General features: G+C 47.3%; 14 protein-coding genes. 4 read left to right on the top strand and 10 right to left on the bottom strand.

Going from position 1 to position 13,072, the window contains the following annotated elements; translation table 11 throughout:
- The first annotated feature begins 237 nt into the window (after positions 1-237).
- Complete coding sequence (locus tag ACWVCM_RS02125; RefSeq protein WP_455200052.1) at positions 238-960, top strand: ankyrin repeat domain-containing protein; 723 nt, start codon at positions 238-240, stop codon at positions 958-960.
- A 217-nt stretch (positions 961-1,177) separates the two neighbouring features.
- On the opposite strand, the gene ACWVCM_RS02120 is transcribed toward ACWVCM_RS02125, so the two are convergent.
- From ACWVCM_RS02120 to atpD, 10 genes are all read right to left on the bottom strand, one after another.
- Complete coding sequence (locus tag ACWVCM_RS02120) at positions 1,178-1,591, bottom strand: PilZ domain-containing protein (RefSeq protein ID WP_455200051.1); 414 nt, start codon at positions 1,589-1,591, stop codon at positions 1,178-1,180.
- Between the two features lie 356 nt (positions 1,592-1,947).
- Complete coding sequence (locus ACWVCM_RS02115; RefSeq protein ID WP_455200050.1) at positions 1,948-2,442, bottom strand: OmpA family protein; 495 nt, start codon at positions 2,440-2,442, stop codon at positions 1,948-1,950.
- A 934-nt stretch (positions 2,443-3,376) separates the two neighbouring features.
- Positions 3,377-4,273 carry a F0F1 ATP synthase subunit gamma gene (locus ACWVCM_RS02110; RefSeq protein ID WP_455200049.1) on the bottom strand — a complete coding sequence of 299 codons (897 nt, stop codon included), beginning with the start codon at positions 4,271-4,273 and terminating at the stop codon, positions 3,377-3,379.
- A complete protein-coding gene (locus tag ACWVCM_RS02105) occupies positions 4,270-5,763 on the bottom strand; it encodes a F0F1 ATP synthase subunit alpha (protein WP_455200048.1) in 1,494 nt (497 codons plus the stop codon). The genes ACWVCM_RS02110 and ACWVCM_RS02105 overlap by 4 nt, the downstream gene beginning before the upstream one ends.
- On the bottom strand, positions 5,753-6,529 hold the full coding sequence (locus ACWVCM_RS02100) for a F0F1 ATP synthase subunit delta (RefSeq protein ID WP_455200047.1): 777 nt from the start codon (positions 6,527-6,529) through the stop codon (positions 5,753-5,755). The genes ACWVCM_RS02105 and ACWVCM_RS02100 overlap by 11 nt, the downstream gene beginning before the upstream one ends.
- A 37-nt stretch (positions 6,530-6,566) precedes the next feature.
- Positions 6,567-6,833, bottom strand: coding sequence for a F0F1 ATP synthase subunit C (locus ACWVCM_RS02095; protein ID WP_455200046.1), 267 nt, complete (start codon positions 6,831-6,833; stop codon positions 6,567-6,569).
- A 3-nt stretch (positions 6,834-6,836) separates the two neighbouring features.
- Entirely contained in the window at positions 6,837-7,559 is a 723-nt protein-coding gene (locus ACWVCM_RS02090) for a F0F1 ATP synthase subunit A (protein WP_455200045.1), read from the bottom strand.
- Complete coding sequence (locus ACWVCM_RS02085) at positions 7,559-7,846, bottom strand: AtpZ/AtpI family protein (RefSeq protein ID WP_455200044.1); 288 nt, start codon at positions 7,844-7,846, stop codon at positions 7,559-7,561. The genes ACWVCM_RS02090 and ACWVCM_RS02085 overlap by 1 nt, the downstream gene beginning before the upstream one ends.
- A 69-nt stretch (positions 7,847-7,915) precedes the next feature.
- Positions 7,916-8,317 carry a F0F1 ATP synthase subunit epsilon gene (locus tag ACWVCM_RS02080; RefSeq protein ID WP_455200043.1) on the bottom strand — a complete coding sequence of 134 codons (402 nt, stop codon included), beginning with the start codon at positions 8,315-8,317 and terminating at the stop codon, positions 7,916-7,918.
- Positions 8,314-9,744 (bottom strand): F0F1 ATP synthase subunit beta, encoded by a 1,431-nt coding sequence (atpD, locus tag ACWVCM_RS02075; protein WP_455200053.1) that lies wholly within the window; start codon positions 9,742-9,744, stop codon positions 8,314-8,316. Before atpD ends, ACWVCM_RS02080 begins: the two co-directional genes overlap by 4 nt.
- Positions 9,745-10,136: 392 nt before the next feature.
- On the opposite strand from atpD, the gene ACWVCM_RS02070 reads away from it, so the two are divergent.
- The 3 genes from ACWVCM_RS02070 to ACWVCM_RS02060 all read left to right on the top strand — a co-directional run bounded on the left by ACWVCM_RS02070 (position 10,137) and on the right by ACWVCM_RS02060 (position 12,913).
- On the top strand, positions 10,137-11,528 hold the full coding sequence (locus ACWVCM_RS02070) for an MBL fold metallo-hydrolase RNA specificity domain-containing protein (protein ID WP_455200042.1): 1,392 nt from the start codon (positions 10,137-10,139) through the stop codon (positions 11,526-11,528).
- 127 nt (positions 11,529-11,655) lie between these two features.
- Positions 11,656-12,159: a hypothetical protein gene (locus ACWVCM_RS02065; protein WP_455200041.1), complete on the top strand. Its 504-nt coding sequence runs from the start codon at positions 11,656-11,658 to the stop codon at positions 12,157-12,159.
- A 7-nt stretch (positions 12,160-12,166) separates the two neighbouring features.
- Complete coding sequence (locus tag ACWVCM_RS02060) at positions 12,167-12,913, top strand: ubiquinone/menaquinone biosynthesis methyltransferase (RefSeq protein ID WP_455200040.1); 747 nt, start codon at positions 12,167-12,169, stop codon at positions 12,911-12,913.
- Positions 12,914-13,072 lie beyond the last annotated feature (159 nt).

The raw sequence follows: 13,072 nt of genomic DNA, 5'->3' as shown, positions 1-13,072 counted from the left end.
TTGACCAGGTTACAGGATCTCGTCTCTCTGGCGTCACTTTTATTCTAAATACGCCGCGTCCTACTATATATCTAACGCTAAATCTTCCTGTAGGTTGATGTGCCAATGATATTTACTATGTGATTCAGTGCACAATTCCTGGTTTTTAAGAACATAGTTTGCTGCGGACTATTGAATATCAACCACATCATCCGATACAGGAATGTAAGTTGTATAAAGTAGTGGTGGTAGTAATCAATGGCTAATGTTGTATCTAGCTTATTAAGTTCCTTCTTTTTTGTCGTTTTTCTGTATTCCCCTTCAATCTCTGCTGATTTAGTCGCAAGTCAACAAATCGATGAACTGGTTTACCTGGCAAGCGATGGTAATAATGAAAAATTCCTGAATTATGTAAAAGACGAGAAACTCCTGAACAAGACCGACAAGGACGGGCATTCACCCCTGTTCGCGGCAATGTTTGGTCCCCCCGAATTAGCGCATGAACTGCTAAAACTGGGTGCCTCACTCGAACACAGGGATAATCTCGGATTTACGCCGCTTATTTCGGCGGCGCTGCTAGGTTACCCCCAGGTCAGTAATAAGCTGTTAGACAGGGGGGCCAATATCGAAGCTCGTAACAAAGACGGGCAAACAGCATTGATGATATCAGTGCTGGGACACGCCGCCAACCAGGTCGATATAAATGCTACTGGCGACAATCGCTGGCACAACCATTGGGAAGAAGTGGTGAATCTGCTATTGGAACGAGGCGCCAATGTTAATACTACAGATAACAGGGGCGTTTCACCGCTATTTATAGCTATTTTCTCTCAGGACTACCTTTTATGTCGCTCGTTAATCAAAGCTGGCGCCAGTGTTAATCATAAATTACCCAGCGGCGTATCGATGCTACGCTTCGCCAAAATCGGATCTTCGCCGGAAGTCGTTGACCTGTTGATTTCACACGGTGCGGAATTGTAAACCAGGGTGTAAGTAATAATGATAGTGATGCAAATAAAGGCCACTCAGCAGTGGCCTTTTTTAAATAGGGCTGGCGGTGTAACTGAAGGGTTTGGGTGCTAAAAAAAAGGAGGCAGATCCCAATTGAGTTTGGAGGCAGGTAAACCCATTAATAATTGTGATCTGACCCCCCGTTGCTTCTTTATTATGTTGTTAATGTGTTGTTAGGTTTTTAGTATTAGATTTCATTCACCAGGTCTACACCAGGGTTATTTTTCAGCTCAGCAAAATATTTTTCAGGATCAGGTGCGTTGCTGGAAAGTAAATCAATGAAGTTTACAAAGTCATTCACCGACATGGTTTTAAATTCCAGGCCTATACCACCTTTTCGAGCCGGCTTAATAATACATTTAATTTTTATTTCCTCTGAATAGTTTTTTCCTTCTACAAACAAAGTCAATATACAGTGTGTTTCGCTAGTGATATCGGTGATGCCGCTATACTCAACAAATGCGCCATTATTGCTGACGTTGTTTGTATTGCCCTGATAATGAACGCCATCTTTTAACCTTACACTGGCAGGAATTTGCATGTTAAATCGAGGATATTTTCTTTGTTCATTTACTAAAACTGCGTTACTACTTGAAGTCATAGGAGTCTCTTTGCCTCTTTTTCGGGATACTACCTTAAGATAAACGCGCCAGTTGGGGAAATGGGTGTGATCCAGTTCACAAAACTGGCCAGAATGATCATTACTAGATTTGCTAGTTAATGTTTATAGCGATTTTGCAACATTCTCAGGTCGGCGAAGTGGTTTGGTAGCGTCTTAGTGGCGTTGTACCGGTTTGCTAGTCATTGCCGAGCAGGATGAGGATTTGCCTTAGCGTAAAAAAAGGAATTGCTTAATGATGAAGAATTAATTGTCAACGATTTCAGCCTGACTTTGGCAAGCCGGACTCAGCGAATTATTCTTATGCCAAGTCCGGTTATCGTTAATTGCGGATCTGCTTATTTTAATACAACGCGGCGATTTTGCTGCCACACGATCTCGCCACTACCTGAGGCCTGGGGATTTTTCTCACCAAAACTCAAGGTTTCTATTTGACTGGCATTGACGCCCTTAGATATCAGTAAATCCCTTACTGCTTCTGCGCGACGCTGTCCGAGTGCTTTGTTATACGTTTCTGTTCCACGATCATCGGCATAGCCTTCAATACGCACATTTTGAGATTCAGTTTTTATTCGCTCGGCATGTGCTGCTAATACCTCGCGAACATCAGGTCGTAGCGTGGCATCATCAAAATCAAAATAGAATGTAGTTTGCAAGGTCACATCCGCTTCTGGCGCGGCCTGGGCAGGCTCCTGAATTGCTACTTGTTCCGGTACAGCTTCCTGTTCCGCTTGCACGGTGGGTTCCTCTATCATTTCAGACGTAGTGGAACATCCCGCTACAACTGCTAAAGTAAACAAACTTACCAGTACTTTATAAAATTCATTTCGCATATACATCTCCGCGTTTGGCAAACACTTTCACTTTTGGGAAACCTAATTAATAGCAAAAAAATCGCAAATTACGACTAGTAATCTCAACGAATGAGAACTGGGTCTAATTTTTCGTTGCTATTGCCTGGAGAAATAGTAAAAAGCCGTGCAGAACAGTATGTTGCTAGTGCTGGAAATATTGTTCAATTCCCGCCGCACAGGGTGAAGTCACTTGTGAAAACCTGCAAAGAATTGGCATGTATCTGCCGATATCCGGTCTATGTGGTTTTTTAGATTTATCTCTACTCATATTTAGTTAAACATAGATGGAACTATCCTCACGTTGATATTGGTGACACATTAAAATGGAGCCCGATTTAAAAGATTCGAACCTGGCAAAACTTGAGCGTGGCTGGGTCCAGGACGCGCTTGAGTTACAACGGGCGCCCGTATGGATCAGGTGGTTATCTATTGCTTTAACGATAGTAAGTTGTTGTTTATACCTGGCACTTTTTTTCCTGATCTCGGAATATCAGTTGCAGGTAGCGGGATTTATACGGGAATTACCGATTTTTACTCGAATTGTTTTAAATATTTATCAACCCTTCCTGGTCGTATTTATAATCATTAGCCTGTCTTTATTAATCCTGCTGTACTTGAGGATTAAAAGACCAGTACACAGTTATAAGCCATTTTTGGTGTTGATAATTTTTAATAGTCTGTTTGCAGCCGTATTGCTCGGTGTTAGTTTTCTAAGGATAAACTGAACCGCTACTTGAAAACGCTAAAAATAATGAGGGCCTGCTGTTACCAGTGGCTACTTATATACTGCTAGATAATAATTAGCGGACTAGCTGAGTATTCAGGGAATCATTGCTTCAGTGCAGTACCAATTACGGTCTTCTGGCAACAAAAAATTATTGCACACTTCCAGCATTGTCATTTACCGAATCTTCTATTCGTCTGTTAATTTTCCTTCTGTCTGTTCACTATCAAGGCTGGCAGCACTGAGTAGAATAACTTCTATTTCTTCGATAATTTCCTCCTGGCGCAGTGCATTGCATTTACTGGTAAGTTCGGCAGTCTTTTCTTCGATGTGTTGCACGGCACCATCCAGATGTTGCACGCGCCGACGATTCTCTACCATCAACGAGGTGTAAAGTATTTCGTGCAGAGCCGATAGCAGGTAATGGTCTGTCAGCTCCAGAAAAAAATCTGCTGGCGGCACGTTAAGGATGGGGGGATGGGGGAAGCCGGGTATCTTGCCCTGATAACGCTCGAAGGGGGGTAACAGCTTTTGCATTAGAATCTGCTGTTCTTCTTCTGAGCTCACGCTGCCATGGTCTTCAGCATGATAAATGGCAAACAGTGACAGGGTCGGGTGTGTGGTCAGCAAGTTGACCAGGGTATCCACGATATTGGTTAGTACCATTTCTACTTCTTCTACTACATTGGCACCATCGATACTGGCGCTTACCCGTGAATCAGCTTCGAGCACAGTATGCAGCTTGTGACCGACAGTGATCAGGATGGAATTTTTGTTAGTGTCATCGGCAATGCAGGATTCCATGACAGGAAGTAGTGCCTCGTTGAAGTTGCCGCAAAAACCACGTTCCGATCCTATTAGAAGATAGACTTCGATTGCTTTTTTAGTAGCTGGCAGAGTTTCCGGAAAGAAGCTGACGAAGTCTGCTGCTATTGCCTCAATGCTATCGATCATCGCCTGCTGGTTATCAAGAAAGCGGTTCAACTTTCGCGTTTCCATGTAGGCCAGGATTTTCATGGAGTTCATGATGTCCCGAATCTCACCAAGCTTATACCGGTGTTCTTCCAGTTCTCGACGGCGTGTCAATTTGAACTCTCTTTAGCCGGGGTGCTTAACCATTGCAATACGGCATCTGACCAGTGTTCGCGTGGACTATCGATGGTCAGCGCGCTGTGTTTGAGTCTGGCTTCCAGCAAAGACAACCGGGCGGGGATCTGTTCGGGCTCATCTTCTTCAAATAGTCCGTTGTTGAAGGCGATTAGCCAGGCCAGTTGGAAGGTGATGGGCTGTGGGGAGAGACGTTCCTGTTTGAGGATTTCACGGAGCAAACGACCTTTGCGAATCGCTGCCTCCATGGAAGTTTCCAGTTTGGCACCGAAACGTGTAAATACTTCAAGTTCCAGGTACTGCAGGTAATCCAGTTTCATTCGTCCAGCTTCTTCTTTTATGCGTGGATGTTGTGCCTGGCCACCGATACGCGAAACGGAGCGGGCAATATCGATAGCAGGGCGGAATCCACCCGCAAACAAACTACGATCCAGATAGATCTGACCGTCGGTTATGGAGATCAGGTTGGTAGGGATATAGGCAGCAATTTCACCTAACTTGGTTTCCACGATAGGCAGTGCAGTAATGCTGCCACCGCCATGGGCGGCGTTGAGGCAGGTGGCCCGTTCCAGCAGTCGAGCGTGGACCGAGAAGATATCACCCGGATAGGCTTCACGCCCGGGAGGGCGACGTAGTAACAATGAAAGTTCACGGTAAGTCTTGGCATGTGTTGAAAGATCGTCATAGATGATCAGCGTGTCGATCCCTTGCTGCATCCAGTGTTCGGCAAGTGCGCATCCGGCAAAGGGTGCCAGGTGTTGTAAGCCGGGCAAGGCGCTGGCTTCGGCCACAACAACAGTGGTGAAATCCAGGGCCCCGTATGTCCGAAGCGTGTCGATAGTGTTGACGACGGTGGAACGTTTTTGCCCGATGAGTACATACACACAGCGCACGTTTTTACCCGCCTGGTTGATGACGGTATCCAGTGCGACTGAGCTGCGCCCGAGGCCCTCGTCACCAATGAGTAGTTGTCGCTGTCCCTTGCCTATGGGAATTAATGTATCAACAACCTTGATTCCGGTGTAAAGAGGTTGGTGGACGAAATCCCGCAATGTGATCGAGGGGGAACTGCGATCCAGTGCTTGCCAACCGCTGTGGCGTACAGGTGGCCCGTCGTCCAGTGGCAGACCTAGCGGGTCGACGATGCGTCCCAGAAAATTATCGCCAACCGGAATGCTTAAACTACGACGGCTGTGTTGCACCGAGGTGCCCGCCGTTAGCTGCTCAGTTTCACGCAGCAGCACGGCACCAATTCGTTCCTCGGTAAGGTCAAAAACCATGGCCTGGCTTCCATCTTCGAAGTAGAGAATGTCATCCATGGCAGCGGAGGGCAGACCGCTAATCCAGGCAATACCGTCGCCGACCGACACCACCGTACCACGTTCGCTAAGACGCAGGCCCGGGCGATAACGCGCTACCCACTCAGCCTGTTTTCTTAGAAATCCGGAATGTGATGTCTCAGTTTTCATGGCCCGGTTCCGTATGACTAAGTTCTGTATGACCAAGTTCCGTGAAACCTTTCAGTTCATCCCGCACATTAATACCAAGTACCCAGGCACCAATGCTGATACGCAGGCCAGCCAGGAGTGCGTTGTCCTGTTTGAAATTGAATGATTGCGTTCGTTGCATCAGTTTGTTTATGGCCTGTTCCAGTTCCTCGCGTTGTGATTCTGTCAACGGATAGGCGCTGACGATGTGTACTTCATTCGGTTCCTCCGCCCAGCCTGTACGTAATGCATTGAGGCGTTTTGTGGGTAAACGCTTGAGTTCATCGATGAATAATTTCACCAGCCGGGTTTCCACGTCCGGACCCGCAGCCTGTTCCAGCAAGCGTGCTGCAAACTGTGCACCGTATTTCAAAGACTCTGCTTCGCCTTTATTGATTAGATCCTGCAAACGGCGTTGTTCGCTGACTTCAGCTTTCTCCCGTGTTTGTTCCAGCGACGCGTGCAGTTCCTGCATTAACTGCACACGTTGTTCGTCAATCTCAGACTGTAACTCATCACGTGCCTGCTGACGTTCTCGTTCCCAGTCACGCAGACGGTTTTCATACTGGTTTCGCAGCGACTCGGAGTCATCATATAATTTTTTCGCATCAGCGAGCGTTTGCTCGATGCCTGCCTTGCGACGCGCGATAACATTCAGTACCGGTTTATACAAAAAACGCTTCAGGATCCACACCAGGACCAGAAAGTTAATGATCTCCAGGATAAAAGTGGACCAGTTCAGTTCCACGATAGCACTCCAGTTGTTATTCCGATGCCGTTTTGGGTCATTTTAATAGGTATTCCAGTAACGGATTGCGGAACAGAATAATAAGCACGATTACCAGCACGTAAATGGCCAGGGATTCAATCATGGCCAGGCCAATGAACAGGGTACGGGTGATAGCGCGCTCTGCCTCCGGCTGCCGGGATAAGGCATCCATGGCACTGCTGATGGCGCGGCCCATGGCATAAGCTGGCAGTATTACACCAATGGCAATGGCCAGCACGGCGGTTACCGTGGAAACCAAAGTAAAGTCGGTTAAATCAGGCATGGCTTACTCCTTTTGTGATTGGCGGCTCTGCTGTGGGTGTTCATGCTGATGCCGTTGACGCAGTTGTTGTGATTGTAATCCACCAGCAACATATATAAGTGCCAGTGTGCCGAAAATATAAGCTTGTACCAGGGCCTCGATGATATGCAGCATGAGGATAGGTACCGGTGCAAGAAACCCGGCTACCATGAGAATTAATAATGCTGCCATTTCCAGGCTCATCATGTTACCGAACAGGCGTACCGCCAGCGCGATGGTACGGGTAATTTCGCTGATGATGTGGAAAGGAAGTAATATGGGGCTGGGAGTAAGATAGTGACGTATATAGGCTTTAAATCCCTGGCTGCGAATTCCAAACCAGTGTACCGAAAGAAACACTAAAATAGCTAGCGCCGCGGTGGCGGACAAATCGCGCGTGGGGGAATGTACCCCCGGTATCAGGCCGCTGAGATTAGCTACTACCAGAAACACCCATAGGCTGCCAATAAACGGCAGTAACAGTTGTGTTTGCTCGGGTGCTACCGCACGAATGGCTTCTTCGATACTACTGACGACGCCTTCGATGGCAGTCTGAAAAGGGCTGGGTTCCAGCGACAGGCGACGACTGGCTAACCAGCCAAATAGACCAACGATCGCCAGGATAATCCAGGTGGTGACCACCGTATTGGTAATGGATATGAAGCCCCATTGAAAAAGTGTACCAACGCCGATACCTTCGCCTTCCATTAGTGCTCCCTCACAAACAGGTACACATTAAAGGCGCCAACGAAGACGCCGAGGATAATCAGGCTCAGGGTCCAGCGCATGGAATATCCTTCCAGCATGCTGTCCAGCCATCGACCAAGATAAGCACCACCCACTACCGGGAGTACAAACAACAGACCTAGCGTACCCACATAGACAGTTTGCGCAATTAAAGTAGGATGATCCTCTTCGGCCTGGCGCATACGCCGGGTCTGGAGTTCCACCTGTTTTTTAAGTTCTTCCTGTTTTTTTTGCATAGGTTTTTGCATGTGTTTCTGCATTTATTCAGGTTTGCTGCCTGCCTTTACTGTTGTTTAAATTAGGCAGTATCATAATGTTTAAACTTCACTGCGACCGAGTTCCCACATACGTTTCAGGACTTCTTCTTCCATACGATGCAGGCTGTTCTTCATCGTCTTCAGTTTTTCTTCTTCAGCAAGTAGCTGCTCTTGTAGTGCGTTGCTGATGCGCTGGTAATCTGTATCGAGCAAATAACGTCGTGTAGTGATTGTTAATTCATTATTTAAAAAATAGAGTAACGCGCCGGGCATGGCCAGGTATTGCCAGGAATCGTTCGCGATGCGAAAACGTGCCAGACCTGAAACCAGGGAGGCCATTAGACGTGCATGACTGGCCTGGATGCCAAAACTGCCGGAAGTGTCTTCGCCAACGAAAGAAGTGACATGCTCAAAACGCTCGGTACGGGTTGTATCTCTGATCGTCAGATTAAAGGTCTTCATGTTATTGCCTCCGTTGCGGGATTTGCGTTTATCGCCGTATCCCTGTCGGCCATGGTGCCACGCATGTAGCACTGTTCTTCTGACAGTTCATCAAACTGGCCCAGCATAAAGGCTTCGCAGTCATTTAAGGTATCCTGCAATGAAACCGAAACACCCCTGATTCCCGAGTGTGAGGCCGTTGCCCAGAAAGGTTGAGTAAGATAGCGTTGTAGTTTGCGTGCACGCATAACGATTTTCCGGTCCTTGGGTGACAGTTCCTCAAGACCCAGCATGGAGATAATGTCTTCCAGTTCATGATATCGTGCGAGATGTTCGCGCACACCTTCTGCCACCGCATAGTGGCGATCACCCAGGGTATGGCGATCCATGAGTTTGCTGCCTGATTGCAGTGGGTCTACCGCCGGATAGATACCCTTGGCGGCCTGAGCGCGGGACAGGATTACCGTGGTATCCAGATGGCTTAAAATAGCACTTACTGCCGGATCAGTCATATCATCCGCTGGTACATATACTGCCTGTACTGAAGTGATTTCGCCCTGGCCAGTGGAAACAATGCGATCTTCCATCTCAGCCACCTCGGTAATCAGTGTTGGCTGGTATCCGACAGTAGCGGGCATTCTCCCAAGCAGACTGGATACTTCGCTGCCTGCCTGTACAAAGCGGAAGATATTGTCCATGACGAACAATACCTCTTTATTTAAGGTGTCGCGTAAATATTCGGCGTAAGTGAGGGCGGACATTCCAATACGAAATCGTACGCCAGGTGATTCATCCATCTGCCCGAATACCATGGTGGTTTGTTGCATGACACCGGCCGCCTGCATTTCATGCCAGAGTTCGTGGCCTTCGCGGATACGTTCACCCACACCGGCGAAGACCGAGACTCCCTTATGCAAGGTTGCGACTGCATGCATGAATTCCATGATCAGCACGGTCTTACCAACGCCGGCACCACCGAACAGCCCGGTCTTGCCGCTCTTGACAAACGGGCACAGCAAATCGATAACCTTGATACCCGTTTCCAGTACATCACTGACGCCCACCGCATCCGCCAGTTTTACCGGGCTGCCATGGATATTGCGAAACTCTGTTTGTGGTAATCTGGTACCCCCATCCAGTGGTTCGCCAAAAATATTTAACAGTCGCCCCAGGCACTGCGGTGAAACAGGAATGTGTAATGGCGAGCCGGTGTCGTATACCGGCATGCCGCGGCTCAATCCAGCGGTACCATGCAGAGTAATGGCTCTGATGTGACGTTTATCCAGATGCTGGTGAACCTCGTATAGATAACTTTCCTCATTGATCTGACTACGCAGGGCCTGGCGTAAGGGTGGCAAATGTTCACAGGCAATGACCACTACGGGCCCATGAACCTCGGTGATAACACCGACAGGTGCTTGATCTGTTTCCTCTTCATTGAAGAGCATATCGGGCATTTTGCTAGTGCTTCTTCTGGATTGGTCCGTTATACAGAGCCTTATGGTTAATCTTGCCGACTGGCCAGGGTGAATATTATACACCTCGCCGGAAGCTGGATAACACAATGAATCGACAATAAGACGGACTCCGTATACGTCAAATTATCGTTTATAAGTTGTACAGCTGGTGATTGTCCAAGCGTATTTTGTTCGCTAAAGCACCCGTACTATAAGTTTAGTTCAAGCGGTATTTCGCCTGAACGCTAGAAGCGTGAAAGCTTAGTAAGCTTGAAAAGAAAAATAAAAGAATTGAGCTGGAGCAAGAAATTTGAGAAAAGTTGCTGCACTTCAGGTGTGATACTGGATAATCAGTTTGTGATTATTAAATAAAAGGGAAAACAATGAAAATATCATTCCACGGTTCTGACCGGGGAGTTACGGGTTCCTGTCATCTGGTTGAATGTGCCGGGAAAAAAATTCTTATTGATTGCGGTATGTATCAGGGAAGCCGTGAGATTGTTGAAGAAAATGCGGAACCATTCGGATTTGATCCTGCCGCCATTGATTATCTGCTTCTTACTCATGCGCATCTCGATCATTGTGGACGTATTCCGTTGCTGGTTAAAAGAGGTTTTACGGGTGAAATCATTACTACCGCGGCGACTATCGAACTGGCGCGACTGGTGATGCTGGATGCCGCCGGGCTCCAGGAAGAGGAGGCTCGTTACCAGCAGCGCAAGGCAAAACGGCGCGGTAAAAAAATTAGTGAATATGAGCCGCTTTACAAGACGCTTGATGCCTTAAACGCGCTTGAGTTTATTGGTCGCCGTGCCCGTTATGGCAAGGTCGTAGAAGTAGCGCCAGATATCCGTGCGACTTTTCTTGATGCCGGTCATATTCTTGGCTCAGCCAGTATATTGCTTGAATTGTCAGAAGGTCATCAACATCATCGCCTGCTGCTTTCAGGTGATCTTGGTTATAGCGGGCGTGCAATACTGCGTGATCCGGCGATACCCCCTGCCGTGGATACGGTGGTGATGGAAACCACTTATGGCGATCGTTTACATAAGCCGTTGCAACCATCAATCGATGAGCTTTACGACGTGATCAACGATACTGTTGGCCGTGGCGGTAATGTCATTATTCCGACTTTCGCACTGGAGCGTGCCCAGGAAATTCTTTATATCCTGCGTGAAGGCGTCGAAAATAACAGGATCAAACACTATACCAATGTGTTTCTTGACTCGCCTATGGCAATTTCTGCTACCCAGATATTTGAACGACACCCGGAGTGTTATAACGCTGAAACACTGGATATTTCGCATAACGGGTATGATCCGTTCGATCTGCCCGGTTTGCACTTTACCAGAGAGACAGCGGAATCCATAGCGATTAACCAGATTGATGGGGGTGCGGTAATCATGGCGGGTTCCGGTATGTGTACCGGGGGACGCGTACGCCACCACTTGAAACACAATCTATGGCACAAAAAAAACAGCATTGTTTTTGTCGGGTATGCAGCGCGGGGCACTCTGGCCAGATCCATCATCGATGGTGCGAAAAGGGTCAATATTTATGGCGAAGAGATTCCGGTGCGCGCAAGGGTTCATACCATTGGTGGTTTTTCAGCACATGCTGACCAGGCAGAATTGCTTGCCTGGCATCAGCAGACAGGCAATCCCAGGACAACCTTTCTGGTACATGGGGAAGAGGACAGTATGAACAGTTTTGCGAAGTTATTAAAGAATACTCACGTAGAGATGCCTGAATTGCATCAGGCGTTTACCTTGTAGTGACTGGGTAGACAATAATGTAAACCAGTAATTTTTCTTTATGCAAAGTTTTGATCATGCAAATCAAAAATCAAAATACCAGAAATAAAATCTTGAACGGTGGAACTATTGTTATCAGCTTTTTAAAATGAAAGAAATAACATTCTGGTTTCCTTTGTTAAAGCTCATGCATGTGGGAGGGCTGATTTTATGGCTTGGACCTTCCGGTGGTGCATGGTTGTTAGTGCAACTTTCAAAGCGACGGATGGATCAGCAAAGTAATGAGTTCCGTCAACTATACCAGGACTTTTTAAAGTTTTTCTGGCTCGAACATCTGGGACTGTTTTTATTGCTGGGAAGCGGTATTTTGTTGCTAATCACTCAAGGTTATCCAGTGCTGGATTTGTTGTGGCTCAAATGGAAAATTGGGTTGATATTGTGCGTAATTGTACCTATAGAAATTGCCGATATATGGTTTGGTCATGTGCAGTTACCTCAAATATTTTCGTCACAAAAGCCAAATATTGCTTCAACAAGGGATAAAATAAATTCGTACGATAGTTATGAACGCAGATTTGCGCCGCTTGCATTACCACCACTACTATTATCAGTTATCGCAATTATGTGGCTTGCGATAGCCAGGCCAGTGTGATCCCATAATGCCTCCACGTTATAAAATAGACCACTCGCACACGTTTGCCGGGAAGGAGGTAACACCGGAGGAACGGGACAGGCTGATGTTTGAGACCTTTCATCGCCTGGCGCCTCGTTATGACCGTTTGCTTGATGTGCAGAGTTTGGGGCTCCATCGTTACTGGAGGCGGGTACTGGTAAAAAAAATGGCCCCCCGCACTGGTCAATTCATACTGGATATTGCCGGCGGGCGTGGCGAAATGGCAAAGCGGTTAGCGGCGCGCGATCGTTTCGTTGTAGTCCTGGAAGCCAGTGTTCCAATGATAAATGCGGGACGATCAGCGGGTATACGGGATGTGAAATGGGTAGCGGGTTTGACGCGATCCCTGCCGTTTGCCGATGCCTCGGTGGATGCCGCGGTCTGCGCATTCGGAATTCGTAATGTCACTTACATGGAAGAAAGCTTGCGGGAAATTCTGAGGGTCCTTAAACCAGGCGCAAAATTCTATTGTCTCGAAGCATCGCATCCGTGGGCTCCAATTCGCCCTTTCTATCGCGTATTTTGTCGTTATCTGGTTCCACGCCTGGGCGCCTGGGTTACTCGTGTACCTGAGGCTTATGACTACCTGGTGCATTCAATTCTGGAATTTCCTGATCGGGAGCAGATCAAATGCCTGTTTGAAAAAATGGGTTTTACTAATGTGCAAGTCCACCGTCTTACTCTGGGTGTGGTGTGCATTCATATCGGGAGCAGGCCAAATATTAGTGGCTAAGTAAGTTATCAATTTTTGCTGGTGCTGTTCATTGTCACTGGCCTGTCTTTATTAATCCTGCTCTACTTGAGAATTAAAAGGCCTGTTCACAGTTATAAGCCTTTTGTGGCGTTGATAATCTTTAATAGTCTGTTTGCAGCCATATTGCGCGGTGTTGGT

Source organism: Kaarinaea lacus (assembly GCF_975902315.1).
Note: the sequence above shows the minus strand (reverse complement) of the source record. Positions and strands in the feature narration are given on the sequence as shown.

Excerpts from the sequence above, each read along its gene's own strand:
- ACWVCM_RS02125 (WP_455200052.1), top strand. The coding sequence starts at position 238 with ATGGCTAATGTTGTATCTAGCTTATTAAGTTCCTTCTTTTTTGTCGTT.
- ACWVCM_RS02120 (WP_455200051.1), bottom strand. The coding sequence starts at position 1,591 with ATGACTTCAAGTAGTAACGCAGTTTTAGTAAATGAACAAAGAAAATAT.
- ACWVCM_RS02115 (WP_455200050.1), bottom strand. The coding sequence starts at position 2,442 with ATGCGAAATGAATTTTATAAAGTACTGGTAAGTTTGTTTACTTTAGCA.
- ACWVCM_RS02105 (WP_455200048.1), bottom strand. The coding sequence starts at position 5,763 with ATGAAAACTGAGACATCACATTCCGGATTTCTAAGAAAACAGGCTGAG.
- ACWVCM_RS02095 (WP_455200046.1), bottom strand. The coding sequence starts at position 6,833 with ATGCCTGATTTAACCGACTTTACTTTGGTTTCCACGGTAACCGCCGTG.
- ACWVCM_RS02090 (WP_455200045.1), bottom strand. The coding sequence starts at position 7,559 with ATGGAAGGCGAAGGTATCGGCGTTGGTACACTTTTTCAATGGGGCTTC.
- ACWVCM_RS02085 (WP_455200044.1), bottom strand. The coding sequence starts at position 7,846 with ATGCAAAAACCTATGCAAAAAAAACAGGAAGAACTTAAAAAACAGGTG.
- ACWVCM_RS02080 (WP_455200043.1), bottom strand. The coding sequence starts at position 8,317 with ATGAAGACCTTTAATCTGACGATCAGAGATACAACCCGTACCGAGCGT.
- atpD (WP_455200053.1), bottom strand. The coding sequence starts at position 9,744 with ATGCTCTTCAATGAAGAGGAAACAGATCAAGCACCTGTCGGTGTTATC.
- ACWVCM_RS02070 (WP_455200042.1), top strand. The coding sequence starts at position 10,137 with ATGAAAATATCATTCCACGGTTCTGACCGGGGAGTTACGGGTTCCTGT.
- ACWVCM_RS02065 (WP_455200041.1), top strand. The coding sequence starts at position 11,656 with ATGAAAGAAATAACATTCTGGTTTCCTTTGTTAAAGCTCATGCATGTG.
- ACWVCM_RS02060 (WP_455200040.1), top strand. The coding sequence starts at position 12,167 with ATGCCTCCACGTTATAAAATAGACCACTCGCACACGTTTGCCGGGAAG.